The sequence below is a fragment of the Pararhizobium sp. A13 genome (assembly GCF_040126305.1).
Taxonomy (GTDB): Bacteria; Pseudomonadota; Alphaproteobacteria; order Rhizobiales; family Rhizobiaceae; genus Pararhizobium.
This window is the reverse complement of sequence record NZ_CP149510.1, coordinates 2,376,709-2,399,749: the sequence shown is the minus strand read 5'-3', so window position 1 is coordinate 2,399,749 and position 23,041 is coordinate 2,376,709. Positions and strand designations below refer to the sequence as shown.

At 60.3% G+C, this 23,041-nt stretch carries 25 protein-coding genes; 14 read left to right on the top strand and 11 right to left on the bottom strand.

Annotated features, from left to right (window positions below):
* Nucleotides 1–20: 20 nt before the first annotated feature.
* Nucleotides 21–2,246: a caspase family protein gene (locus WI754_RS11670; RefSeq protein WP_349433549.1), complete on the bottom strand. Its 2,226-nt coding sequence runs from the start codon at nucleotides 2,244–2,246 to the stop codon at nucleotides 21–23.
* A gap of 333 nt (nucleotides 2,247–2,579) precedes the next feature.
* Here WI754_RS11670 and WI754_RS11665 point away from each other — a divergent pair, with 333 nt between their 5' ends.
* The 3 genes from WI754_RS11665 (at nucleotide 2,580) to WI754_RS11655 (ending at nucleotide 4,822) form a co-directional block, all read left to right on the top strand.
* Nucleotides 2,580–2,936: a PilZ domain-containing protein gene (locus WI754_RS11665; RefSeq protein WP_349433548.1), complete on the top strand. Its 357-nt coding sequence runs from the start codon at nucleotides 2,580–2,582 to the stop codon at nucleotides 2,934–2,936.
* Between the two features lie 211 nt (nucleotides 2,937–3,147).
* Entirely contained in the window at nucleotides 3,148–3,579 is a 432-nt protein-coding gene (locus WI754_RS11660; protein WP_349433547.1) for a PilZ domain-containing protein, read from the top strand.
* Between the two features lie 121 nt (nucleotides 3,580–3,700).
* The gene (locus tag WI754_RS11655; RefSeq protein WP_349433546.1) at nucleotides 3,701–4,822 is read left to right on the top strand and encodes a pyridoxal phosphate-dependent aminotransferase; all 1,122 of its coding nucleotides are present in this window, start codon (nucleotides 3,701–3,703) and stop codon (nucleotides 4,820–4,822) included.
* 61 nt (nucleotides 4,823–4,883) lie between these two features.
* On the opposite strand, the gene WI754_RS11650 is transcribed toward WI754_RS11655, so the two are convergent.
* Nucleotides 4,884–5,150 (bottom strand): sel1 repeat family protein, encoded by a 267-nt coding sequence (locus tag WI754_RS11650; RefSeq protein ID WP_349433544.1) that lies wholly within the window; start codon nucleotides 5,148–5,150, stop codon nucleotides 4,884–4,886.
* Between the two features lie 547 nt (nucleotides 5,151–5,697).
* On the opposite strand from WI754_RS11650, the gene WI754_RS11645 reads away from it, so the two are divergent.
* Nucleotides 5,698–6,039: a DUF2147 domain-containing protein gene (locus WI754_RS11645; protein ID WP_349433543.1), complete on the top strand. Its 342-nt coding sequence runs from the start codon at nucleotides 5,698–5,700 to the stop codon at nucleotides 6,037–6,039.
* A gap of 45 nt (nucleotides 6,040–6,084) precedes the next feature.
* Here the strand turns inward: WI754_RS11645 and WI754_RS11640 are convergent, their stop codons facing one another.
* Nucleotides 6,085–6,726 (bottom strand): glutathione S-transferase family protein, encoded by a 642-nt coding sequence (locus tag WI754_RS11640; protein ID WP_349433542.1) that lies wholly within the window; start codon nucleotides 6,724–6,726, stop codon nucleotides 6,085–6,087.
* 243 nt (nucleotides 6,727–6,969) lie between these two features.
* Between WI754_RS11640 and WI754_RS11635 the strand changes: the two genes are divergently transcribed.
* The 4 genes from WI754_RS11635 to WI754_RS11620 all read left to right on the top strand — a co-directional run bounded on the left by WI754_RS11635 (nucleotide 6,970) and on the right by WI754_RS11620 (nucleotide 9,309).
* Nucleotides 6,970–7,143 (top strand): hypothetical protein, encoded by a 174-nt coding sequence (locus tag WI754_RS11635; protein ID WP_037121339.1) that lies wholly within the window; start codon nucleotides 6,970–6,972, stop codon nucleotides 7,141–7,143.
* A 12-nt stretch (nucleotides 7,144–7,155) separates the two neighbouring features.
* A complete protein-coding gene (locus WI754_RS11630; protein WP_349433541.1) occupies nucleotides 7,156–7,329 on the top strand; it encodes a hypothetical protein in 174 nt (57 codons plus the stop codon).
* Nucleotides 7,330–7,409: 80 nt separating this feature from the next.
* Nucleotides 7,410–7,730, top strand: coding sequence for a YnfA family protein (locus WI754_RS11625; RefSeq protein ID WP_349437798.1), 321 nt, complete (start codon nucleotides 7,410–7,412; stop codon nucleotides 7,728–7,730).
* A 76-nt stretch (nucleotides 7,731–7,806) separates the two neighbouring features.
* Nucleotides 7,807–9,309 (top strand): AMP nucleosidase, encoded by a 1,503-nt coding sequence (locus tag WI754_RS11620; RefSeq protein ID WP_349433540.1) that lies wholly within the window; start codon nucleotides 7,807–7,809, stop codon nucleotides 9,307–9,309.
* 4 nt (nucleotides 9,310–9,313) lie between these two features.
* Here WI754_RS11620 and WI754_RS11615 read toward each other — a convergent pair whose 3' ends face one another.
* Complete coding sequence (locus WI754_RS11615; protein ID WP_349433539.1) at nucleotides 9,314–10,270, bottom strand: lysylphosphatidylglycerol synthase domain-containing protein; 957 nt, start codon at nucleotides 10,268–10,270, stop codon at nucleotides 9,314–9,316.
* A 108-nt stretch (nucleotides 10,271–10,378) separates the two neighbouring features.
* On the opposite strand from WI754_RS11615, the gene WI754_RS11610 reads away from it, so the two are divergent.
* A complete protein-coding gene (locus WI754_RS11610; protein WP_349433538.1) occupies nucleotides 10,379–11,386 on the top strand; it encodes a glycosyltransferase family 2 protein in 1,008 nt (335 codons plus the stop codon).
* A gap of 27 nt (nucleotides 11,387–11,413) precedes the next feature.
* Here WI754_RS11610 and WI754_RS11605 read toward each other — a convergent pair whose 3' ends face one another.
* On the bottom strand, nucleotides 11,414–12,310 hold the full coding sequence (locus WI754_RS11605) for a diacylglycerol kinase family protein (protein ID WP_349433537.1): 897 nt from the start codon (nucleotides 12,308–12,310) through the stop codon (nucleotides 11,414–11,416).
* A 205-nt stretch (nucleotides 12,311–12,515) separates the two neighbouring features.
* Here WI754_RS11605 and WI754_RS11600 point away from each other — a divergent pair, with 205 nt between their 5' ends.
* On the top strand, nucleotides 12,516–14,021 hold the full coding sequence (locus tag WI754_RS11600) for a glycosyltransferase family 39 protein (protein ID WP_349433536.1): 1,506 nt from the start codon (nucleotides 12,516–12,518) through the stop codon (nucleotides 14,019–14,021).
* Between the two features lie 13 nt (nucleotides 14,022–14,034).
* Here WI754_RS11600 and WI754_RS11595 read toward each other — a convergent pair whose 3' ends face one another.
* Nucleotides 14,035–14,382 carry a helix-turn-helix domain-containing protein gene (locus WI754_RS11595; RefSeq protein WP_349433535.1) on the bottom strand — a complete coding sequence of 116 codons (348 nt, stop codon included), beginning with the start codon at nucleotides 14,380–14,382 and terminating at the stop codon, nucleotides 14,035–14,037.
* Between the two features lie 102 nt (nucleotides 14,383–14,484).
* Here WI754_RS11595 and WI754_RS11590 point away from each other — a divergent pair, with 102 nt between their 5' ends.
* Together WI754_RS11590 and WI754_RS11585 are read left to right on the top strand one after the other, a co-directional pair.
* On the top strand, nucleotides 14,485–15,498 hold the full coding sequence (locus tag WI754_RS11590; protein ID WP_349433534.1) for a zinc-binding alcohol dehydrogenase family protein: 1,014 nt from the start codon (nucleotides 14,485–14,487) through the stop codon (nucleotides 15,496–15,498).
* A gap of 204 nt (nucleotides 15,499–15,702) precedes the next feature.
* Entirely contained in the window at nucleotides 15,703–16,149 is a 447-nt protein-coding gene (locus WI754_RS11585; protein WP_349433533.1) for a DoxX family protein, read from the top strand.
* Nucleotides 16,150–16,210: 61 nt separating this feature from the next.
* Here WI754_RS11585 and WI754_RS11580 read toward each other — a convergent pair whose 3' ends face one another.
* The gene (locus tag WI754_RS11580; protein WP_349433531.1) at nucleotides 16,211–16,684 is read right to left on the bottom strand and encodes an Lrp/AsnC family transcriptional regulator; all 474 of its coding nucleotides are present in this window, start codon (nucleotides 16,682–16,684) and stop codon (nucleotides 16,211–16,213) included.
* A gap of 146 nt (nucleotides 16,685–16,830) precedes the next feature.
* Between WI754_RS11580 and WI754_RS11575 the strand changes: the two genes are divergently transcribed.
* The gene (locus tag WI754_RS11575) at nucleotides 16,831–17,736 is read left to right on the top strand and encodes a DMT family transporter (RefSeq protein ID WP_349433530.1); all 906 of its coding nucleotides are present in this window, start codon (nucleotides 16,831–16,833) and stop codon (nucleotides 17,734–17,736) included.
* Between the two features lie 105 nt (nucleotides 17,737–17,841).
* Here the strand turns inward: WI754_RS11575 and WI754_RS11570 are convergent, their stop codons facing one another.
* The 4 genes from WI754_RS11570 to WI754_RS11555 all read right to left on the bottom strand — a co-directional run bounded on the left by WI754_RS11570 (nucleotide 17,842) and on the right by WI754_RS11555 (nucleotide 22,597).
* Nucleotides 17,842–18,729 (bottom strand): proline/glycine betaine ABC transporter permease, encoded by an 888-nt coding sequence (locus WI754_RS11570; RefSeq protein ID WP_349433529.1) that lies wholly within the window; start codon nucleotides 18,727–18,729, stop codon nucleotides 17,842–17,844.
* A gap of 106 nt (nucleotides 18,730–18,835) precedes the next feature.
* On the bottom strand, nucleotides 18,836–19,837 hold the full coding sequence (locus tag WI754_RS11565; protein WP_349433527.1) for an ABC transporter substrate-binding protein: 1,002 nt from the start codon (nucleotides 19,835–19,837) through the stop codon (nucleotides 18,836–18,838).
* 274 nt (nucleotides 19,838–20,111) lie between these two features.
* On the bottom strand, nucleotides 20,112–20,729 hold the full coding sequence (locus WI754_RS11560) for a L,D-transpeptidase (protein ID WP_349433526.1): 618 nt from the start codon (nucleotides 20,727–20,729) through the stop codon (nucleotides 20,112–20,114).
* Between the two features lie 203 nt (nucleotides 20,730–20,932).
* A complete protein-coding gene (locus WI754_RS11555; RefSeq protein ID WP_349433525.1) occupies nucleotides 20,933–22,597 on the bottom strand; it encodes an electron transfer flavoprotein-ubiquinone oxidoreductase in 1,665 nt (554 codons plus the stop codon).
* A 184-nt stretch (nucleotides 22,598–22,781) separates the two neighbouring features.
* On the opposite strand from WI754_RS11555, the gene WI754_RS11550 reads away from it, so the two are divergent.
* A complete protein-coding gene (locus WI754_RS11550; protein WP_349433524.1) occupies nucleotides 22,782–23,027 on the top strand; it encodes a hypothetical protein in 246 nt (81 codons plus the stop codon).
* Nucleotides 23,028–23,041: the final 14 nt, after the last annotated feature.

Below are 23,041 nucleotides of genomic sequence, written 5' to 3'. Positions count from 1 at the left end.
TTTCTCTCGTTGGATATCTGTCAGCTCTTTTTCGCCAGCCGATCCATCGCATTCTGGGTGGCTGCGCCAAAGTCACCGTCAAGCGGTCCGCTGTAATAGCCGCGCTCCCTGAGCAGCGCCTGGATTTCCTTGCGGAAGGCCGGCGTGAAGTTATTCGGCGAGGTCTTCATCTCCTGCAGTTTCGCCGGATCGCCGCCCTCGACGCTGGCCGCTGCCCAGCGGGCCGCTTCCTTCGGGTCCGCCCTCGTGCCGAGGCCGAAATCATAGAGACGGCTCAGATTGCCCATGGCATAGGCACTGCCGGCATTCGCTGCCATTTCATACCAATTGCGGGCCTGCACATAATCCTGCGGCACGCCGTTGCCGACGTCGTAGAACCAGCCGAGCAGCGCCATCGAATAGGAATCGCCGACATTGGCCGCCTTTTCGTACCATTTCTTGGCTTCCGCATAATCCTGCGTCGTGCCGAGACCGTTCTGATAAGCCCAGCCGAGCGAAGACATGGCATTGGCATCGCCGCCTTCGGCCGCCTTCTGGTACCAGGAAAGCGACTGGTTGAAGTCCTTCGGCACTCCGTTTCCTTCACGGTAGAACCAGCCGATCGTCGCCATGGCATTGGCATAACCCTGATTGGCCGAGAGCTGATACCATTTCAGCGCCTCGGCATAATCCTGCGGCACGCCACCATAACCTTCGCGGTAGAGCCAGCCGAGCGATGCCTGGGCATAGGAATTGCCGGCATTGGCCGCCTGCTCGAACATCTGCTTGCCCTTGTCGATATCGACGGGACCATCGGTGCCGTAGATCGAGAACCAGGCGAGGTTCGTCAGCCCGTACATATTGCCGCCGTCCGCCGCCTTCTGGTAGTTGCGCCGCGCTTCGACATAGTTGCGGCCGGCGTCATGGGCGCGACCGAGCATGTTGACGAGCAGCATGTCGTCGGGGTTTTCGTTGACGGCCTGGGCGCAAGCAGTGAGCGCGCGGGCCGAATCGATCTTCAGGAAATTGACGCCGAGGAAACCCGGCATGGATTGCGGCTCGCCCGCCAGCAGGTAGCAATCGCGCGATGCCTGCGTGTCCTTGCCGGTTTGCGAGATGTTGAGCCCCTTCTTCGGTTCGAGGGCGGCGATCTGCATTTCCGCCTCCGCCTTGTGCCTGCTGTCCGGATAACGCTCAATGAAGCGGGTCAGCGCCGCACCATCCGTCGATTGCTTCAGCGCATCCCAGGCAATCTCGTCCGGACTGGACGTCGATGTCTGCGCGGCTTCGGCCAACAGCTTCAGCTTCTTTTCCGCAAGCATCTTGTAGACGGGGTCCGAGCCGTGCTTGGCAAGGAAGACCTCGATCAGGTCCTTGTCGGCGAGATCGCGGATGTTCTGCCAGTCGGCGGCGGCCGCCGATTGGCCGTTCGGCGAGACCTCTTCCGTGTTGCCGTTGTTGGTGACGTTGACGTTGACCTCCCTGATGTTGAGGAAGATCTGCGCGCCGCCGAGCGAGCCGTAGACGAAGGGTTCCTGGCTGCGGTTTGTCGCCGCCACCACCTCGTCCCGCACCTTGCCGAGCGCGATGCGCACATCGACGCCGGGCTCCGTCAGATATTTGGACAGAGCCGTTGCAAACGGGCTGTTCTTGCCTTCGCCGTCCATGGCGACCGTGCCGGCCTTCGAGGCGAAGGCAACCAAGAGATCGGCCGATTCAGGCTCGACGCGGGCGAGACCGCGGCTGACGGCGCGGGTCGAAATCGACCGCGTCATCGACTGCTCGAAGGGATTGTTGCGGCAAGCGTCGAGAATGACCAGCTTCAGCCGGGTCGCGCCCTCCAGCGAACGCTGCACGCGATCGAGCGGAACGGCCTCGTCCTCCACATCCTTGTCCGACTTCAACGCGACATCGACAGGCAAAAGGAAATTCTGGCCATTCATCTCCATGCCGTGGCCGGAATAATAGATGATGGCGACTTCGGCGCCGGTGGCCGCATCCTCGAAATCGCGCAGCGCACGCACCATCGAGGCGCGGTCGAGATCGTGGACGGTCGTCACCGCATCGAAACCGGCGTCCTCGAAGGACGCCTTCATCAGTTCGACATCGTTGGCCGGGTTGTTCAGCTGCGATGTCGCCTCATATTTTTCATTGCCGATCAGGAGAGCGACCCGTTTCGCCGCCTCGGCCGCGCCAGCCTGAAACGCGAAAACGGATAGTGACAGAACGAAGATCGGCACCCAGCGCCGAGAATAGGCTTTGAACATGATTTTCCCTCCGCGCTTGCGCAGCGGCGGGGACGTTTCGCGCGCCCCCGCAAACCGCACAAACATGATCCCTAGTTTCCGCGCGGCCTTTTCCGCCGCGCGCTTTTCATGAAACTATTACGTATGGCCCAGCCTGTTTCAATGTCCGCCTTTGCGCTTTTTTAAGCAAGCCAGAAGACAGGGCCGTGAAAGGCACAAGCTCAGGACAAGGCTGGCGGCTAAAACTGCTGTCATCGTAATATGGTGCTTGATAAAACGCGAAGAGCGCCTTCGTCAGAAGTCGAACAGTCCAGCAGAAGCGGCGCCACGCCGTCATCTTTTCCGGAGTTTCCGATGTCGATGGTGATGCATCTCGCCGAGGCAAAGCCGGGTCAACCGACCGCCAGCTACAAGCATTATTATATCGAGCGACCCTGCCGTATCCTTGTTGTCGGGCAGCACCTGAAGACGAAGACGAAATACCAGTGCCTGCTGCGGCACATTTCCGTCGGTGGCGCCATGCTGGATTTCAACGCCAATATCCTTTTGCCGAAACATTTCTTCCTTGAGATCGACGGCTTCCGCGAGGAGATCGGCTGCTCGCAGGTTCACCGGCACAATTCCGAACTCGGCGTCCGCTTCAACATGCAGCTGGCGCCGGAATTCATCAGCCGGCTGATCCGGATGGACTTTACCAGCGGGCTGATCTGAAGCCGACCACGCGATTTCGCCGACGCCTGCGATCCAACCGCCTATCGGTGCCTTTGGATTGGCGCCTTGAATCGCCACGCCAAAACAAGGCCTTTTCCGGCGATTTAACTCCTCATTAAATTTTTAGGGAATGCTTTCAAAGGATTGCAATATCCATGATCGATTCTCAATGGATCGCTTACTGTCGTCAGGAGGAGGGCAAGAGCGGGAGATGTTGACGGCGAGGCGCTTTGGATCGATGGATCCGCCGTCCATCGCTACCAAGGGAGTGGTGATGCAGAACTCGACGATGTACTCCGTGGTCCGCTCCAAGCTCTATGAGGAGCGCTTCGAGCGTTTCACGATCGGACAGGCGGGCACCCTGATGGCCGTGCGGCCGGCCCTTGGCGGCGTTTCGACCCGCACCTGCAAGATGCTGGAAATTTCACGCGGCGGCGCTGCCTTCACCGTCAACACCACGATCGGCCTGCCGCAGCACTATTATCTGACCATCGTCGGCACCAAGAAGCGAATCGGCTGCGCCGAAATTTTCCGCAGCGACCATCGCATCCAGGTGCATTTCATCAAGCCGATCGACGAGGAATTCCTGCACGAAATCGTCCGCTACGAATTCTTCACCGGGAACGAGCAGAAGAAACACTGACGGCGTCCCGCGTCTCGAGGGCGGACACACGCGCGTTTCGCGAATGGATTCGGTTTCCATGGCGATCAAACATCGCTAGTGTCCGCTGCGGTTTCATCCATCGTCAGGCTCGATAGACAGCATGTCCGCATTTTCCCGCTTTACTCCCCTCATCGCCTCCCTTCCTTCCACCATTCCCTTTGTCGGTCCCGAAGCGATCGAGCGACAGCGCGGCCGTTCGCTCAAAGCACGGATCGGCGCCAATGAAAGCGGATTCGGTCCTGCCCCCTCGGTTCTCACTGCCATGGGCGATGCCGCGACGGGGGTCTGGAAATACAACGACCCGGAAAATTTCGAGCTGAAGCAGGCGCTGGCCCGACATCTCGGTACGGCGTCGGAGAATATTGCTATCGGTGAAGGCATCGACGGCCTTCTTGGCCAGATCGTCCGCATGGTGATCGAGCCCGGCCTGCCGGTTGTTACCTCGCTCGGCGGTTATCCGACGTTCAACTTCCACGTCGCAGGTCATGGTGGCCGGCTGGTGACGGTGCCTTACGTCGATGACCGCGAGGACCTCGACGGTCTCCTGGCAGCGGTCAAGCGGGAAGAGGCGCCGCTCGTCTACTTCGCCAATCCCGACAATCCGATGGGAAGCTGGTGGGACGCCGACAGTGTCATCACCTTTGCCAAGGCACTCCCGCAGACATGCCTGCTCGTGCTCGACGAAGCCTATGGCGAGACCGCGCCGACGGGCACGATCCCCTCGATCGCATCGCTGATCGACATGCCGAACGTGATCCGCACCCGCACCTTCTCCAAAGCCTACGGCCTAGCGGGTGCGCGCGTCGGCTATGTCATCGGCACGCCGGGAACCGCGCAGGCCTTCGACAAGATCCGCAACCATTTCGGCATGAACAGGATCGGCACCGCCGCGGCGCTCGCAGCGCTGGCCGACAGGGAATATCTGACGGAAGTGCTTGGAAACATCGCAGCGTCGCGCGACAGGATCACCGCAATCGCTATCAAGAACGGGCTGAAGCCCCTGCCCTCGGCGACGAATTTCGTCGCCATCGATTGCGGACACGACGCCGTGTTTGCGCGCGCGATCGTCGATCGGCTGATGGACGATCACGGCGTGTTCATCCGCATGCCGGGCGTTGCGCCGCTCAACCGCTGCATCCGTATCAGTACCGGGCCGGAGGAGGATATGGCGCTTCTGGAAGCGGCGCTGCCGAAGGTGCTTGAATCGCTTAGCAGGCAATAGACGCCGCGCCCCATCTTCGGAGGTCTCGGCGCCTACCGCCTGCCAGCGATATGAACCCGTTTCAATGCATGGTCATCCATTCGCGGGCGGCGCGCAGGGCGGTGGCAAGATCGATCTTGGTCATGGTCATCGCCAGGTCCGCACGCAGCGCCGCTGCACGGTCGGAGCCCTTGATCGCTGCGATGTTGAGCCACTTGTGCGCGGCGACGAGATCGATATCGCAACCACGTCCGGTTGCATACATCAAGCCCATTTCGCAAAAGACGTCCGCGCGGTTTTCGCCACCCATCGTGGCATCCGAAGCATTCTGAATGTCAAAGCGTGCCATTTTCTATGTCCCTGTTTGCCTGGTTAACTACTCACGCAGTCCCTGTTTTGTTTGCCTTTTTAGGCACCTTGGGGGCCGGGCCGTCTTGTGCGGCTTTCGGTCCCCCAAGGGGTTCCGGCGGGGTGTTTTTCCCTGCTCGTCTTATGGATTTGAGTATGCCGCAGCGGTTTCAATACACGCTTAAAATGCATGATTAATTTGCAACAAACAAAGTTCAAACGATTGGTAAACTTGACTTTTTGTTAAACATCGGACTGCCTTGAAACACTGGCTTTTGCCTCAATCTTTACGGAAAATTCAGGCGCTGATTTCAACCAATCGCTAACCACGCAAAACGGTGGCCTGCGGCGCCTCAACGAGAACGGTCGCATCTGGAGCCACGTTTTCCGGTAATTTTCATCGGAAAACGGCACGAACGTATATTTACGTTTACGTCCGCGTAAGTTATTTTCCGCGCGTTGAGCGGTGAGGAGACCAGCTCTGGCAACTTTTCGACCAGCCCATGCCGCGGCGCATGGTTGTTCGTCGAACTTACGGGAGGAACTACATGATCCGCACATTCATCCTGGCAACAGCCATGGCGCTGGCCACGACCGCTACAGGTTTTTCCGCCGAACCGATCGAAGGGAACTGGAAGACCGCAAGCGGCGAGACGGCCGCCATCGCCTCCTGCGGCGGCGCTTACTGCATTACGTTGAAGACAGGAAAGCACGCCGGCAAGCGCATCGGCAGCATGAGCGGCAGCGGTGAAAGCTATACGGGCGAGATCACCGATCCCGCCAATGACAAGACCTATAGTGGTTCGGCGTCAATCAATGGGGCTTCACTGAAGATGCAGGGCTGCGTACTGAAGGTCCTCTGCAAGTCGCAGACCTGGACGCGCATGTAATGACTGATATCCGGCGGGCCCTGCCCGCCGGTCTTGTCTTAATACTCAGCGGGCGGTCTGGCCGAACAGGATTTTCTGGGCTTCCTTGTCTTCCGACAGGTGTTTCTGCCGCTCCCGCTCTTGCCTGCCGACATCAAAGCCCCGCTGAACTGCCGGGCGAGCCGTCAGCGTCTCGAACCAGCGCTTCAGGTTGGGAAAATCGTTGAGATCCTGGCCATTGCCTTCGTACTGGCGTACCCAGCCGACGCAGGCCATGTCGGCGATCGAATATTCGCCGGCGAGAAACGGCCGGTCCGCCAGCCGCTTGTTCATCACGCCATAGAGACGATTGACCTCGTTGGTATAGCGGGTGATGCCGTATTCGATCTTTTCGGGCGCATAATTGCGGAAATGGTTCGCCTGGCCGGCCATCGGCCCGAGCCCACCCATCTGCCAGAACAGCCACTGATCGACATCCAAGCGAGCGCGCTCGTCGGTCGGATAGAACTTGCCGAACTTGCGCCCGAGATATTGCAGGATGGCCCCGGATTCGAATACCGAGATCGGCTCGCGGCCCGGACCGTCGGGATCGACGATTGCCGGCATCCGGTTGTTGGGCGCGATCTTGAGAAAGTCCGGCGCGAACTGCTCGCCCTTGCCGATATTGATATATTTCACATCGTAGGGAACGCCGAGTTCCTCGAGCATGACGGTGATCTTCCAGCCGTTCGGGGTCGGCCAATAGTGAGTTCGATCGGGGCAGTCATCCGCTATCTCCAGTTGGGAAACTCGCGGAAAACCTAGGCGGCACCCATCACCGTTACAAGGGTGAAAGCCACGAAGATGAACGGGAGATGAACCGGGGTCTCAGCAACAGTTCAGTTTGCCTATGCGAAAAGGCCATCATCGAGTTGAACCCCGACCGACAAACCCGAGCAAACGGACAAACTCATGGACATCCTCGCCCGCCGCCTCACCATCATCAGCATGCTCATGGTCGTCTTCGCGATCACGCTTGCAGCTGCCGTCAGCGCCGATACGCAGCGCCGCCGCCACAACTATGCTGGTTCGATCGCCGACTGCACCGTGCACACCGCGCAGTTCTGCGAACAAGCCAAGCTCTAAAGGCCAGGAACGATGTCTTCCCTCACCCGTTCCGCAACCATCGCCCTGCGCATGCTGACGCTTGCAGCCCTTTTGATGGCGCCGATGGGGGCGATCGCCTACAGCAAGGCCTCCGGCCTTGGCGTCGGCAAGCAGGGAGCCGGCCTCGTTCTTTTTGTGACGCTTCAGCGCCAATCCATGAGCTGATGCTGTCGGCGCAAGCGAAGCACTTGCGCATTTGAATCTGCTGCCTTCCTATGTGTCGCCAAGGAAGGAACATCATGCCCATCTCCGCATTTTTCATCTATGTCCTTGCCGCTCTTGCGGAAATCGCCGGCTGCTTCGCCTTCTGGGCGTGGCTGAAGATGGATAAGCCGATCTGGTGGCTCATTCCCGGCATGACGAGCCTCGCTCTCTTCGCCTGGCTTCTCACCCTGATCGATACGGCTGCTGCCGGACGCGCCTATGCGGCCTATGGCGGCATCTATATCGCCGCGTCGCTGAGCTGGCTCTGGATTGTCGAAGATGTTCGTCCGGATCGCTGGGATATAAGCGGTGTGGCGCTTGCCGTTGCCGGTACGGTCGTCATCCTTGCCGGACCGCGCTGAGCGGCTTTTTCCAGGCGACACCTGTGCATTCAAATCTTGTCGTTTGCTTGTAAAAGACGCCATCCTATAATGCCGCATGAACAAACGAATCTCTTCCCTTTCCGCCCTTTCCATCACCACGCCGGACACTTTCGAGCCGCAGACGTTCGATGACCCCGCCGCAGCAGTCGATGCCTTGTCGGCGCTCTATGAACGCAACACCAAATTCCTGGTCGATGCCTTTACCGAGCTCGGGCGCACGGGAACGCCGATCTCGCGCTATCGTGCCTGCTATCCGCAGGTCAGCATCGAGACCAGCAGTTTCAGCCATGTCGATTCGCGCCTGTCCTACGGCTATGTCAGCGCGCCGGGTGTCTATACGACGACGGTTACCCGGCCGAAGCTGTTCCGCCACTACCTCAAGGAACAGCTCGGCCTCTTGATCCGCAGCCATGGCGTCGGCGTCACCGTCTCCGAATCGGCAACGCCGATCCCTCTGCATTTTGCTTTCGGAGAAGGTGCTTATGTCGAGGCGTCGATGGCGGAAAACATTGATACGCCATTGCGCGACCTGTTCGACACGCCCGACCTGACGACCACAGACGACGAGATCGCCAACGGCTCCTACGAACCAGGCCCCGGCGAACCCTCGCCGCTGGCGCCGTTCACCGCCCAGCGCATCGACTATTCGCTCGCCCGCCTCAGCCATTACACGGCAACCAGTGCGACGCATTTCCAGAATTTCGTGCTCTTCACCAACTACCAGTTCTACGTCGATGAGTTCTGCGCCTGGGCGCGCAAGCAGATGGCCGAGGGCGGCAACGGCTACACCTCCTTCGTCGAACCGGGCAACATCATTACCCAAGCTGGGTCGGACAAGCCCGAATCAGACCTTTCACTTGCCCGCCTGCCGCAGATGCCGGCCTATCATCTGAAGAAGAAAGGCCATGGCGGCATCACCGTCGTCAATATCGGCGTCGGCCCTTCCAATGCCAAGACGATTACCGACCATATCGCGGTGCTCAGGCCACATGCCTGGCTGATGCTCGGCCATTGCGCAGGCCTGCGCAACAGCCAGACGCTGGGCGACTATGTGCTGGCGCATGCCTATGTGCGCGAGGACCACGTGCTGGACGACGACCTGCCGGTCTGGGTGCCGATCCCGGCGCTCGCCGAAGTTCAGGTGGCGATGCAGGACGCCGTGGCGGAGGTGACCGGCTACGAGGGTTACGACCTGAAGCGGATCATGCGGACCGGAACCGTGGCGACGATCGACAACCGCAACTGGGAACTGCGCGACCAGCGCGGCCCGGTGAAGCGGCTGTCGCAATCGCGCGCCATCGCGCTCGACATGGAATCGGCCACGGTCGCGGCCAACGGCTTCCGTTTCCGCGTGCCGTATGGAACGCTGCTCTGCGTTTCCGACAAGCCGCTGCATGGCGAATTGAAGCTGCCGGGCATGGCGACGGCCTTCTACAAGACGCAGGTTAGCCAGCATCTGCAGATCGGTATCCTGGCATTGCAGAAGCTCGCCGCCATGCCGAAGGAAAAGCTGCATTCGCGCAAGCTGCGCAGCTTCTTCGAAACGGCGTTCCAGTAGCGCCTTAGCGCCGCGGCGAGAGGACGATCGACAGCAGCGTGCCGGCAACCGCCGACACGATGATCAACAGATGCGCGTTGACGCTGGCGCTGGCGAGCAGATCAAAAGCGGCACCCTTCGCCGATGCGCCGAACGAGGCCGCGCCCGCGGTGATGCCGGCCGGATAGGTGCCGACGCCGGCCGGCGCGTGAACCGGCAGCACCGACGACAACTCACCGCCCAGAGCGCCCCCAAAACAGGCGCCGAGCGGCACGACGCCCATGGTGAACAGCACCCAGGCAAGCACCGCGACCTTGGTCGACCAGTTGAGAACCGTCATCAACCATGCCCGAACAAAGGCCATCGTGTTTGCCGGCAGGCCGGCCTCTATTTCCTCGAGCAGCTTGCCCAGCCTTTCCGGCAGCCGGCGCTCGACAAACGCGAGCACGCTGCCCTTCAGAACAGAAAGAAGCAGCGGCGAGACGAGGAAGAGTGCCCATAAAAGCCAGCCGAGACGCTGGTTGTCGTATTCGAGCACAAGGCCGACCCCGGCTGCGGCGAACAGCGCATGCAGGTCTAGAACGCGCATGAGCAGCAATGCCGACGTGCTGCGCGCCAAAGGAACCGCAAATTCCGAGCGCATGAGCAAGGGAAAGCTGGTTTCCCCGGCGCGGAACGGCAGCATGATGTTAAGAAGATTGTGGACCTGTGTCACCCGCAGAAGCTGAAGGAAGCGGCCGCGGGTCTCGTTGGGGAAATAATCGTAGATCCGATAACAGCGGATGAAATAGGTGCCGACCAGCAGCGCCAGCGCCGAAAGCACCGGGATAACGCCGATCTCCGCCCACTGCCGAAACAGCGCCGGCCAGCCCCAGATCCACTGAACGAATACGGCATAGACAACGACGGCAGCCAAGGAGACCAAGGTCATCCGGTTGCGGACAAGCCACGAGTCCCGGCTGGCATCCCCTTTTGCATTCATATATTTGCTACTTTCCTGTCCGGTGCTATGGGTTCATGGCTGTTATCACGAGAACCCGGGCAAGAGAACCGGCGGCGTTTTTCAGAGGCTTTGGCATTGGATCCGATCTTGCAAGCAAACAGGACTGAAACTGTCGTCACTGACGCGATCGAATTGTCCGTTGTCGTGCCGATCTATAACGAGGAGGAAAGCGTCGGTCCGCTCGTCACGCGCATCCGCGATGCCATGGTCAGTTTCGGACGCAGCTGGGAACTGATTCTCGTTGACGACGGAAGCACCGACGCGACGCTGGTGAATGCCCGCAAGGAGCTTGCCGATTCGAGCCTGCGCTTGAGGATCGTCGAGCTGCAGCGTAATTTCGGCCAGACCGCCGCCATGCAGGCCGGTATCGATACAGCCGCAGGGCGGCTGATCGCCACGCTGGACGGTGATCTTCAGAACGATCCGCGCGATATCCCGGCCATGGTCGAAGCCATCGAGGAGCGCGAACTCGACCTTCTGGTCGGCTGGCGCAAGAACCGGCAGGACGGGCTTTTCCTGCGCAAGATCCCCTCCTGGTGCGCCAATTATCTGATCGGCAAGATCACGGGAGTGAAGCTGCACGACTATGGGTGCAGCCTGAAGATCTATCAGGCATCGATCATCAAGCAGGTCAAGCTGATGGGCGAAATGCACCGGTTCATTCCGGCCTGGGTTGCCGGCGTCGTGCCGAGCAGCCGGATCGGCGAAATGCCGGTCACTCATCACGCGCGCCAGCACGGGACATCGAAATACGGGATCTCGCGAACCTTCCGCGTCATCCTCGATCTGCTCTCCGTGCTGTTTTTCATGCGCTACAAGGCACGGCCGGGGCATTTCTTCGGCTCGATCGGCCTGGCGGCGGGAGCGCTCAGCTCGCTCATCCTGCTCTACCTCTTCGTCGACAAGTTTCTGCTCGGCAACGATATCGGGGCAAGGCCCATGCTGATCGTCGGCGTCATGCTGTTCCTCTCCTCCGTCCAGCTCATCACCACCGGCATTCTGGCGGAAATGATGGCGCGCATCTATTCGGGCGAAAACGACACGCCGCCCTACATTGTGCGCAAGGTCTTTAGCGGGGATGCTCCGAACGCGTGAACCGGGCTGCCGCCTGAACGCGGGCGGCTATTGTCCGACGAGCACTTTCAATTCGCCCGGATGGATTCGCAGGGCGACATCGCGGCCGATCGGCAGCAGTTCGCCATCGATGACGCAGTTGGTCTTGTGACGCTCGACGGGGAAATGCAGATCGACGGCCGACACGCTCATTTCGGTAATCAGCGGGCTTTCGCGAAATTTGCCGCGCAGGATATCAAAGACCAGCTTGGCGACACCTGCCGGCTTCAAGGGTGGCGCCGTATAGAATCCCAGATGCCCGCCGGTCAGGTCATCGGCATACATCAGGGCGTTCGGGCCGAAATGGTTGTTGGACACGGAAATGGCCGAAACCTCGCGCCTTTCATGAATGCCATCCACATCGAACTCGATCACGAATTCGGGCGGATTGAAGATGACACCGACCGCCGCGCGCGCGCTGGCGCGGATTTTCCCGAGCCGTGAGGCGAAGCTGTACGATTCGCGATAGCGCACCATGCGGGCATGCAGCCCCATGGAAAACTGGTGCACAAATGCACGGCCGTCGGCGCTGCCGATATCGGCGTCCGTGATCCTGCCATCGGCAAGCACGTCCAGCACCCTCCAGATATCGAGCGGCAGTTTCAGCGATCGGGCAAACAGGTTCATCGTACCGGCCGGAACGACACCCAGTGGCATGCCGTTCTTCCAGGCAACGCCCGCCGCCCCGGAGATCGTGCCATCCCCGCCGCCTGCGATCATGGCATCGAGGTCATCGCGTCTTGCTGCTTTTTCGAGGGTATCGCCCATCTCGCTACCGGAGACAACCGCGATTTCGATCTCGTGGCCCCTTGCGCGAAAAACCTCTTCGGCCTTCCGGCTAAAGGCTTCCATATCCGTCGTCCGGAAGGTTCCTCCGTCTCGATTGAAAATGGCCTTGATCTTCATTCGTTGTCCTTATGACTGCGCCATGCGGGCAAACATCATATGGGGTTCGCGCCGCAAATTATCAGGGTTTGAACGGCAAGCGGCCGCGGCTGAAGCGTAGATGGAGGGGGATCACCAATCGCAGATTTGGAAACCGTGCCGGCTGTTGTCACGACGACCCCGTGTGGTAGAACCCCGCGCGATCCCTGCGCAAAGGCCATCCAGCATGAATTCGCTCGTCGAAAAACTTGAAACGCGACCCAGCACGTTCATCCTGCTGATCGGCGCCTATTTCCTGCTCAATCTGATCGTTCGCATCTGCCTGCCGAATTCCCTGGAAATGGACGAGGCCGGGCAAATCCTGATGAGCCAGTGGTACGCTCTCGGATATGACACGCAGCCACCGTTCTTCAACTGGGTGCAGCATGCGGTCATCGATGGCATCGGGCAGTCGCTGTTCGCGCTGAGCCTTGTCAAGAACCTCTTCCTGTTCCTGAGCTACGTCTTCTATTACCTCGCCGCCCGGCAAGTGCTCGCAAACAAGTCGCTTGCCGTGGCCGCGGCCCTCGGGTTGCTGACCATTCCGGAAATCGGCTGGCTGGCGCAGCGCGATCTCACCCATTCGAATGCCTCGCTTCTCGCAGCCTGCCTTTTCCTCTACGGCCTGTTTCGCACGCTCGACCGGCCGACGCTCATCACCTATCTGCTGACCGGCATCGCCATCGGTATCGGATTGATATCGAAATACAATTTCTCGATTCTCTGCTTCTGCGCCCTCGTCGCGGTCCTTGCCAACCCAACCTATCGCCAGCGGATTTTCGACTGGCGCATTCTCGTCACAGCTGCGGTTGCAATCGCGATTGTGGCTCCGCATACCCTCTGGCTCTTCCAGAACTTCGAGATCGCCTCTCAGGACACTGTCGAGAAACTCGAAACGGGTGGGCGGGATGGCGCACTCATGCAGATCGCTCGCGGCCTCTCGGAATTGCCGCTGACGCTTCTCAGTTTCTGTGCGCTGACCGTTCTCGTCTATGCCTGCGTTGCCCGCGGACGTTTCTGGCCCGCCCTGCGCGCCGGAAATCCGAAGACACGGCTGGTCGAGGTCATGTTCGGGGTGTTGCTGATCTTTCTGCTGTTTCTGATCTTCTTCGCGGGAACGGCAGAACTTAAAACCCGGTGGGTGTCGCCGGTGCTGTTCATTCTGCCGCTCTATCTCTGCATGAAGCTCGATGCCTACGGAGTTGCCCAAGGCGATTTCCTGAGGCGGTTCATCCCGGTCGTTCTTCTGCTCATGGTGCTTATTCCGGCATCGCTGGTTCTGCGTATCGTCGCAGCTGGACCGATGAATTCCCATCCGAAGCTGACCGTGCCCTATCGGGACTTCATCGAGGATGTCGTCACGAAGCCAGCCGCCACTCCTGCTCTGGTGATTGCCGAAGACGCTTTCCTCGCCGGGAATATTCGCATGCAGTTGCCGCACACGCCCGTCGATACGGAAACCTACCGGCTCTACAGCCCGCCTTTCGACTGGTCGGCACAGAGCCCGATCCTGCTGGTGTGGCGCGCAAACGCCGAGGATGGCGCCACCGTTCCCACGCGGCTCGAAGACCGCCTGAAACAGCGCATCGGCACGGTCCCGCCGCTTCAGCCACAGACGATCGCCCTGCCCTATATCTACGGCAGCGATGGCGACAGCTTCCGGTTCGGTTATGCTTGGGTTCGCAAACCCTGATCCTGCCGGAAAATCATTCGGCAGCCTGCAACATGATATGTTCGTCGCCCCAGCGCTTCATCGCCATGATGACGGGCTCAAGACTGCGGCCGCGCGGCGTCAGGCAATAATCGACTCTTGGCGGCACCACGGCAAAAACCGTGCGCTCGATCAGGCCGTCAGCTTCCAGCTCGCGTAACTGCTTCGTCAGCATGCGCTGGGTAACACTGGTCAGGCGGCGGCGCAGTTCGTTGAAGCGCATGGTGCCCTCCAGCAGATGATAGAGGATGACGCCCTTCCATTTCCCGTCGATCAGGTGAAGCACGCCCTCGACCGGACAACCGGGCGAACAGTCGAGCAGCTTGTGGCGAACACGCGGCATTCACAGTATCCTTTTTGGTACTATATACACTTATTGTGCATTCTTGCGTTGCTGCAGCATAATGCGCATCTAGCCTCCATTCAAACTCGAAGGAGCTTCCCGATGCGCGCCATTGCTTACAAAATCCCCCAGGCCATCACCGCCGAAACCGCGTTGATCGATGTGGATCTGCCCCTTCCCACGCCGGAAGGCCGCGATCTGCTGGTCGAGATCAAGGCTGTCTCCGTCAATCCCGTGGACGTCAAGGTTCGGGCCAGCGCAAAGCCGGAGGCTGACCAGTTGAAGGTGCTGGGTTGGGACGCGGCCGGGATCGTCAAGGCGATCGGGCCCGGGGTTAAGCTGTTCCAGCCGGGTGATGCCGTCTTCTATGCAGGCGCCATCGACAGGCCGGGCTCGAATGCCGAATTCCATCTGGTCGATGAGCGCATCGTCGGTAAAAAGCCGGAGACGCTTGATTTTCCGGCAGCCGCTGCCCTGCCGCTCACCTCGCTCACCGCCTGGGAAGCGCTGTTCGACCGGCTGAAGGTCAACGACCCGGTGCCGGGTGCTGCCAACACCATCCTCATCATCGGCGGCGCCGGCGGCGTCGGCTCGATCGCTATTCAGCTGGCGCGGGCGCTGACCAATCTCACCGTGATCGCGACCGCCTCCCGCCCCGAAACGCAGAAATGGGCCTATGATCTCGGCGCCCATCATGTGCTAGACCACGCCAAGCCGCTGGCGCACCAAATCGACCAGTTGGCGCTCGGCGCGCCCGCTTTCGTCTTTTCCACCACCAATACCGACGACCATCTGGAAGAGATCATCAAGCTGATCGCGCCGCAGGGCCGCTTTGGCCTCATCGACGATCCGAAGACGCTCAACATCCTGCCCTTCAAGCGCAAGGCCGTATCCATTCACTGGGAGTTCATGTTCACCCGCTCGCTGTTCAAGACCAAGGACATGGAGGAGCAGAACCGTATTCTGCACGAGGTTTCGCGGCTGGTCGATGGCGGCAAGATCCGCTCGACCCTGACGGTGACGTTGGGGCTGATCAACGCCGAAAACCTGAAAAGGGCCCATGCGCTGATCGAAACCGGCCGGACGAAGGGCAAGCTTGTGCTCGCCGGGTTCTGAGGCGCGCGGTGTCCGCTGAATGAGGCTTCCCGGCAGTTCCCGCGGGAACCTCCCCTCTTCTTCGCGCTGAGTAAACAGGAGACAGCGCGGCCCACCGAACAGCCTCCCCAACCGGTGACGCCGCGCTGCCCCGGAACCAGTCCAAAGCCCGCGACAGGAGACCGGTTCCGGGGCAGTTTCATCGCCTATCACCGGAGAAAAAAAATGCCTTCCTTTATTGATTCCATTGTCGGTTCCCGCCCGTTCGGCTACCTGGCGCGCGCTATCCTGACCTATATGTTCTGGGCAAGCGGCCTTGCCAAACTCATCGACTTCAACGCCGGTGTCGCCGAGATGTCGCACTTCGGGCTGGAACCTGCCCTGCTCTTCAACATTGCGGTGATCGTCACCCAGCTCGGCGGTTCCGCGCTGATCATCGCCAACCGCGGGACCTGGTTTGGCGCCGGCGCGCTCGCCGTCTTCACCCTGCTCACCATTCCGATCGCTCATACCTTCTGGACCATGCAGGAGCCGATCAAGACGCTTGAATTCTACGTGGTCATGGAGCACATCACGGTGATCGGCGGCTTGATGGTGGTTGCCTGGAAATCGGCTCCAAAGCGCGAGAATGCGGCCGTATCCCGGCCGAACTTCGCGGAACTCAACGCTTAACGCAGCGGGCCACAGCCCGATTGAAATCACCTGCCGGACATTCTCCGGCAGGTGATTTTTCTTAGCGCGGCTCCGGCAGCTTCAGGGCGCCGCCGGTCTTGATCGTGCGGATGGCGAAATTGGAGCGGATGTCGGCGACGCCCGGAAGCGCAAGCAGGGTTTCAGTCAGCAATGCTTCATAGGCTGCGAGATCGGCGACAACCACTTCGACCAGGAAATCGGCGCTGCCGGATATCAGGAAACAGGAAACGACTTCCGGGATGGCGAGCAGCGCCTCCTGCTGCAAGCGCGCGTTTTCCTGGCTGTGACGCCCGACTTTGATTTCGACGAAGACGGTCAGCCCCAGCCCCACCTCCTTGCGGTCGATATCGGCCCGGTAGCCGCGCAGCACGCCGGATTTTTCCAGATTTCGGATACGCCTCAAACACGGCGACGGAGACAGGTTCACCCGCTCGGCGATTTCCACATTCGTCGCACGCGCGTCCTCCTGCAGGATGCGCAGGATGGCAATATCGAATTTGTCCAGACTTGGCATATTCAATAACATTGTACCAAATAATTGGCAGATAGTTGCCAGCAGTATAAATCATAAGCATAAATAGCAAGGACATGCCTCCCTTTTTGGCACTAATTTTCCTTTCAGACGAACACATTTTCACGCTCGAAAGAAAGGGTTGTCCGATGAACACGCTCGCCTTTGCCCGCACGAATACGCCTTCGACTACGGCCGGTTACATCGGCGGAAGCATCACTGTCCTCATTTGGGCAAGCTGGATACTGGCCACCCGTCACAGCGCCACGACGCCACTGGGAACGATCGATATCGGCCTTATTCGCTATGGCGTCCCCGCGGTCGTTCTCGCGCCGGTCTGGTGGCGCCTCGGGCTTCTGCCGAAGGGCGTTCCACACTACCTTCTCGCCCTGATGGTCGCTGGCTCCGGCGCCCTGTTCTTCCAGTTGACCACCTTTGCGATCCACGCCACGCCGGCCGCCTCCGCCGGCATCCTGCTTGGAGGATCGATGCCGCTCGCCGCCGCGCTGATTGGCGTTTTCGTCTTCCGCGAACGGCCCGATGCCGGCCGCTGGCTCGGCCTTGCCGCCATCGTCGCGGGCGTCGGCATTCTTCTGTTCAGCGGTCTTTCGAGCGCCGGCATTCCCCGGACGAGTTTTATCCTGCTACCGGGCGCCGCCCTTCTTTGGGCAAGCTACACCCACGCGTTCAAGCGCTCGGGGCTCACCGCCGTGGAAGCAGGCGCCGTCATCGCCATCTGGTCGTTCCTGATCCATCTTGGTCTGGCACTCATCTATGGAACGTCGCTCGGTGTCACCCCGGCCAATGAAATCGCCGTGCAGGTGATGAGCCAGGGCGTTTTGTCCGGACTGACGGCCATGGTCGCCTATGGAATGGCCGTACGGGCACTGGGCGGTACGCAGGCCGCCGCCTTCACCGCGATCACGCCGGTCCTTGCCACGCTTGGCGGCGGATTGTTGCTGGGAGAGGAGATCGGCCTGTTCGAGGTCAGTGCGGCCGTCATCACTGGCATGGGCGTTGCTCTGTCGACAGGGCTCTTTTCAGGAAAACGCTGAGCAGCCCCGCCTGGCTGCGGCGCCGCGTTCCGGGCGCCCCCATCAGTCCTGAAGGCCGGAAACGCCGCCAGCCCTCCGCTGGCGGCGTTTCCGTGTTTTCCACGGTCAACCGTGAATGATTTCACGGTGGCGCTGCAGCCTTTGTCCGTACGCCTGGCTCACCCGGTCGAAGATGATCGCGATACCGACGATCGCCAGACCGTTGAAAATGCCGAGCGTGAAATACTGGTTGGCAATGGCCTTGAGAACAGGCTGGCCGAGGCCCTGCACCCCGATCATGGAGGCGATGACCACCATGGCAAGCGCCATCATGATCGTCTGGTTGATGCCAGCCATGATGGTGGGCAGCGCGAGCGGCATCTGCACGTTCTTCAGCTTCTGCCAATTGGAGGAGCCGAAGGCGTCGGCGGCCTCGAGCACATCCTTGTCGACAAGACGAATACCCAGATTGGTGAGCCTTATCATCGGTGGGATCGCATAGATGACGACGGCGATGAGGCCAGGCACCTTGCCGATGCCGAGAAGCATGACGACGGGGATCAGATAAACGAAGCTCGGCATGGTCTGCATCACGTCGAGCACCGGATTGACCGTGTTTTGCAGCCGATCGGACCGCGACATGGCAATGCCGATCGGGATGCCGATCGCGATCGAGAGCACCGTACAGACGAAAATCATCGATATGGTCTTCATCGTATCGTCCCACATGTCGAAATAGCCGATGGCCAGCAGCGTCGCGACGCAGGCGGCGACGATCTTCCGGTTCCGGCTCGCAAACCACGCGACCAGGGCGACCAAGACCAGGATGATCGGCCAGGGCGTGCGCGTCATGAAGCGTTCGGAGTGGATAAGAAAGAACTGCAGCGGCTCGAAGAACCCCTCGATCACATCGCCATAGGCACGGGTGAAGGCGCGAAAGCCTTCATCGATCACCTTTTTCAGATTGCGCAGCGAATCGTCGTTCATGTGCGGAAATTTGGTGAGCCAATCCATGCCGGTCCCCTTATTCGTTATGCATCGACGCCGGCCATTCCTCGAGCCGGGCGCCGCAGAAACAGAAGGCCGGCGGGCCACTGTGGCGCGCCGGCCCGTCACACGATCAGAGAGCAGCCTTGATCTTCTCGGCAGCCTCCGGAGAGACCCACGGCGTCCAAAGTGCTTCGTTTTCCTTTAGGAAATGCTTGGCGCCATCGTCACCGCTTGCCTGGTTGTCGGTCATCCAGGCCATCAGACCGTTGACCGTATCGTTCGTCCAGGCACGCTTGTTGAGATAGGCCATGACATCCTCGCCGGCGCGGTCGGCAAAGCTCTTGGTAACCAGCGTCTGGACCTTGTCCTTCGGCCAGTCGTTCTTCTTCGGATCCGCACATTCGGCAACCGTGTTGCAGCGTTTCCATTCGGCCGCGTCCGCCGGAACACCGTGCTCAAGCTTGACCATCGCATATTTGCCAAGGAGTGCCGTCGGCGCCCAGTAATAACCGACCCAGCCTTCCTTGCCTTCGTAGGCCTTGGCGATCGAACCGTCGAGGCCGGCGGCGGAGCCGGTGTCCAGCAGGCTGAAGTTGGCAGCTTCGCCGCCATAAGCCTTGTAGAGCTGCGAGGTGACAACCGTGCCGCCCCAACCCTGCGGACCGTTGTGCACGGCGCCCTTGCTCTTGTCTTCCGGGTCCGGGAAGAGTTCAGGATGCTTCAATGCGTCGTCGATCGTCTTTATATCGGGGTGGGCGTCAGCGATGTATTTCGGAATCCACCAGCCCTGCACGCCGCCATCGGACAACGCCACCGCTGCGCCGACCAGCTTTCCTTCCTCAATGCCGCGATTGACGACGTCGGGGAGCAGATCGACCCAACCTTCCGGAGCGACGTCCGGCTCGCCCTTTTCGATCATCGAGGTGATCGTCGGCACGGTATCACCGACGATGATTTCCGCGTTACAGCCGTAGCCTTCGGTGAGAATGAACTTGTCGAGGCTCGCCAGAACCTCGGCGCTCTGCCAGTTCATGCTGGCGATCGTCACGTCGCCGCATTCGGCTGCCGAGGCCGCGTTGCCGAGCGCCAGCAGGCCGAAGGCAAGGCTGGTCGTTGCAAGGAGATGTTTCATGTCGTTCCCTCTTTAGAAGGCGGTGTATGACGCCCACGAGGTCCGGCAGCACCGCCGCAACCGGCCTCATGATCCGGACAGGCGGGATAGGTTCCCGCATGCCTCCATGGTCAAATTTTGCAGCTGCGGAGAGGAATACCGCTCAGGCTGCGCCTGCGCCTGTTCCACCTGCGCCATTCCAGTGACATTTATCGCGGCGGGGTACAAAAACAATAGTGCACGGGCGCCGATCGACACCCGCTAATATTTTGAAACGATTAAATTTTAACGGCGATCAGGCCTGCAGCACGATCACCCGGCCGCCGACCGCGACGCGTTCATAGAGATCGACAACATCATGATTGAGCATGCGGACGCAGCCGCTCGACATGGCCTGGCCAATGGTCTGCGGTTGGTTGGTGCCGTGGATGCGGAACATGGTGTCCTTGCCGTTCCGGTAGAGATAGACGGCGCGGGCACCGAGCGGATTGTGCGGCCCACCAGACACGCCGCCGGCATATCTCAAGTTCCGCTCGGGATCGCGGCGGATCATGTTGCCCGTCGGCGTCCAGCTCGGCCATTCCGCCTTGCGTCCGATATAGGCCGAACCTGCGAGCGCATAGCCCTCGCGCCCGACGCCGATGCCGTAGCGCATCGCCCTTCCCTCGCCGAGAACATAATAGAGCCGGCGCGCCGGCGTATCGATGACGATGGTGCCGGCGTCATATTGGGTCTCGTAAACCACCTCCTGCCGCCGCAATTCCGGCTTGATCCTTTCAAGTGGCATGGCAGGCAACGGGAACCGTTCGTCCGACAAGGCAGCATAGTTGGCGCGATGGCTCGGTCCGCTGACGGTACAGCCGGAAAGAAGACCAGATATGCTCAGAAGCAGGCCACGGCGGGTGAGCGACATGAGACGTTCCTTAATATCTGGTTGATACAACCGAAATTACGGAAAACATGGTTAATAGCCGGTTAAGCGCTGCGAACATTGGAAGCGGCATCAGCGCGGCTTCGTCTTCCTTGTCTCAGCGCAAACAAGAAAAAGGCCGGAGAGCGGCTTCGCTACACGACGACCCCGATCTTCCCGACCCGCTTGTTTCGACCGTCCGATGGTCACATATTCGGATAGACCGGCCCTTCGCCGCCCTGCGGCGGCACCCAGTTGATGTTCTGGTTGGGATCCTTGATGTCGCAGGTCTTGCAGTGGACGCAGTTCTGGGCGTTGATGACGAAGACGTTTTGCCCGTCCTTTTCCACCCATTCGTAGACACCGGCCGGACAGTAGCGGGTGGAAGGTCCGGCGTAGATGTCGTGCTCGGAGCGCTTCTGCAGGTCCATGTCCTTGACCTTCAGATGCACCGGCTGGTCTTCCTCGTGGTTGGTGTTTGACAGGAACACCGAGGAGAGGCGGTCGAAGGTCAAGACGCCGTCGGGTTTCGGATAGGCGATCGGCTTGTGCATCGACGCCGGTTCCAGCGACTGCGCGTCGGTTTTTCCGTGCTTCAGTGTGCCGAAGAAGGAGAAGCCGAACAGCGTATTCGTCCACATGTCGAGGCCGCCGAGCGCGACGCCGATCGCGGTGCCGAACTTCGACCACAGTGGCTTGACGTTGCGGACCCTCTTCAGATCCTGGCCGATGGCGCTGTCGCGCCAGCCGTTCTCGATCTCGATGACCTCGTCATTGGCCCGGCCGCTGGCGATCGCGTCCGCAAGCTTTTCGGCAGCGAGGATGCCGGACAGCACAGCGTTGTGGCTGCCCTTGATGCGCGGCACGTTGACGAAGCCGGCGGAACAGCCGATCAGCGCACCGCCCGGGAAGGAGAGTTTCGGCACCGACTGATAGCCACCTTCGGTGATGGCGCGGGCGCCATAGGACAGGCGCTTGCCGCCCTCGAAGGTGCCGCGGATGGCCGGATGCGTCTTGAAGCGCTGGAATTCCTCGAAGGGATAGAGATAGGGGTTCTTGTAGTTGAGGTGGACGACGAAGCCGACGGCGACCAGATTGTCTTCGAGATGATAGAGGAACGAGCCGCCGCCGGTCTTCATGCCGAGCGGCCAGCCGAAGGAGTGCTGCACCAGACCCTGCTTGTGGTTCTCGGGCTTGACCTGCCAGAGTTCCTTGATGCCGATGCCGAATTTTTGCGGTTCGCGGTTCCTGGAAAGATCGTATTTGGCGATCAGCTGCTTGGCGAGCGATCCACGCACGCCCTCGCCGATCAGCGTATATTTGCCGAGCAGTTCCATGCCGCGCGCGAAATTCGGACCCGGCTCGCCATTCTTCTCGATGCCCATGTCGCCGGTCGCGACACCGATGACGGCACCGCTCTCATTGTAGAGCACTTCGGTCGCGGCAAAGCCCGGATAGATCTCGACGCCCAGCGCTTCGGCCTTTTCGGCCAGCCACCGACAGACGAGACCGAGCGAGACGATGTAGTTGCCGTGATTGTTCATCAAGGGCGGCATGGCGAAGTTCGGCAGGCGGATCGAGCCGGCCGGGCCAAGCAGCAGGAACTGGTCGTCCGTCACCTCGGTCTTGAAGGGATGCCCCTCCTCCGAGCGCCAGCCGGGCAACAGCCGGTCGATGCCGATCGGATCGACGACGGCGCCCGACAGGATATGCGCACCGACTTCGGCGCCCTTTTCGAGGACGACGATCGAAAGCTCCGGATTGACCTGTTTCAGACGGATGGCGGCAGAAAGACCGGCCGGACCCGCGCCGACGATCACCACGTCGAATTCCATGCTTTCGCGCTCGGGCAATTCCATCGCGTCGCTCATTTGATTGTCTCCAGTCCTGCCCCGGCGTTTTTATCCGGTTTGTTCCCAATTCTTAAGCTCCGTCATGACAAATACAGGAAACCTTGTCGAGCCGGTCTGCGACAGTGGGCCTGCGAATTGCGCATGACGTCATGCACTCCGCGAGCATAATATATAACGTAGACGTAAACGTCAAAATCTACCGATGCTGAGCCAAGGCGACGGTCTGTTCCTGCGCGAGCTGGATCCTGTCTTCAAGGCTGATCTTCAAAGCCTCGAAATCCAGCCGTGCCTTGCTTTTGCCCTCTCCCCGTGCGAGGAGGCGCGCTTCAAAATGCGTAACGCATTCGCACTCGGCGGATGCACCCTATCCCGATCCCTGCAAGCGATGTCCGGCGTCAGTCTTGACGATGCGGCGTTTCGACGCGCGGGGCCGAAGGACATGCACTGACCAGCATTGGAGAC

Excerpts from the sequence above, each read along its gene's own strand:
- WI754_RS11635 (WP_037121339.1), top strand. The coding sequence starts at position 6,970 with ATGGACATCCTCGCCCGCCGCCTCACCATCATCAGCATGCTCATGGTC.
- WI754_RS11630 (WP_349433541.1), top strand. The coding sequence starts at position 7,156 with ATGTCTTCCCTCACCCGTTCCGCAACCATCGCCCTGCGCATGCTGACG.
- WI754_RS11615 (WP_349433539.1), bottom strand. The coding sequence starts at position 10,270 with ATGAATGCAAAAGGGGATGCCAGCCGGGACTCGTGGCTTGTCCGCAAC.
- WI754_RS11605 (WP_349433537.1), bottom strand. The coding sequence starts at position 12,310 with ATGAAGATCAAGGCCATTTTCAATCGAGACGGAGGAACCTTCCGGACG.
- WI754_RS11640 (WP_349433542.1), bottom strand. The coding sequence starts at position 6,726 with ATGCTCGAGGAACTCGGCGTTCCCTACGATGTGAAATATATCAATATC.
- WI754_RS11580 (WP_349433531.1), bottom strand. The coding sequence starts at position 16,684 with ATGCCAAGTCTGGACAAATTCGATATTGCCATCCTGCGCATCCTGCAG.
- WI754_RS11645 (WP_349433543.1), top strand. The coding sequence starts at position 5,698 with ATGATCCGCACATTCATCCTGGCAACAGCCATGGCGCTGGCCACGACC.
- WI754_RS11590 (WP_349433534.1), top strand. The coding sequence starts at position 14,485 with ATGCGCGCCATTGCTTACAAAATCCCCCAGGCCATCACCGCCGAAACC.
- WI754_RS11585 (WP_349433533.1), top strand. The coding sequence starts at position 15,703 with ATGCCTTCCTTTATTGATTCCATTGTCGGTTCCCGCCCGTTCGGCTAC.
- WI754_RS11670 (WP_349433549.1), bottom strand. The coding sequence starts at position 2,246 with ATGTTCAAAGCCTATTCTCGGCGCTGGGTGCCGATCTTCGTTCTGTCA.
- WI754_RS11560 (WP_349433526.1), bottom strand. The coding sequence starts at position 20,729 with ATGTCGCTCACCCGCCGTGGCCTGCTTCTGAGCATATCTGGTCTTCTT.
- WI754_RS11655 (WP_349433546.1), top strand. The coding sequence starts at position 3,701 with ATGTCCGCATTTTCCCGCTTTACTCCCCTCATCGCCTCCCTTCCTTCC.
- WI754_RS11555 (WP_349433525.1), bottom strand. The coding sequence starts at position 22,597 with ATGAGCGACGCGATGGAATTGCCCGAGCGCGAAAGCATGGAATTCGAC.
- WI754_RS11660 (WP_349433547.1), top strand. The coding sequence starts at position 3,148 with ATGTTGACGGCGAGGCGCTTTGGATCGATGGATCCGCCGTCCATCGCT.
- WI754_RS11550 (WP_349433524.1), top strand. The coding sequence starts at position 22,782 with ATGCTGAGCCAAGGCGACGGTCTGTTCCTGCGCGAGCTGGATCCTGTC.
- WI754_RS11570 (WP_349433529.1), bottom strand. The coding sequence starts at position 18,729 with ATGGATTGGCTCACCAAATTTCCGCACATGAACGACGATTCGCTGCGC.
- WI754_RS11575 (WP_349433530.1), top strand. The coding sequence starts at position 16,831 with ATGAACACGCTCGCCTTTGCCCGCACGAATACGCCTTCGACTACGGCC.
- WI754_RS11665 (WP_349433548.1), top strand. The coding sequence starts at position 2,580 with ATGTCGATGGTGATGCATCTCGCCGAGGCAAAGCCGGGTCAACCGACC.
- WI754_RS11595 (WP_349433535.1), bottom strand. The coding sequence starts at position 14,382 with ATGCCGCGTGTTCGCCACAAGCTGCTCGACTGTTCGCCCGGTTGTCCG.
- WI754_RS11565 (WP_349433527.1), bottom strand. The coding sequence starts at position 19,837 with ATGAAACATCTCCTTGCAACGACCAGCCTTGCCTTCGGCCTGCTGGCG.
- WI754_RS11650 (WP_349433544.1), bottom strand. The coding sequence starts at position 5,150 with ATGGCACGCTTTGACATTCAGAATGCTTCGGATGCCACGATGGGTGGC.
- WI754_RS11600 (WP_349433536.1), top strand. The coding sequence starts at position 12,516 with ATGAATTCGCTCGTCGAAAAACTTGAAACGCGACCCAGCACGTTCATC.
- WI754_RS11620 (WP_349433540.1), top strand. The coding sequence starts at position 7,807 with ATGAACAAACGAATCTCTTCCCTTTCCGCCCTTTCCATCACCACGCCG.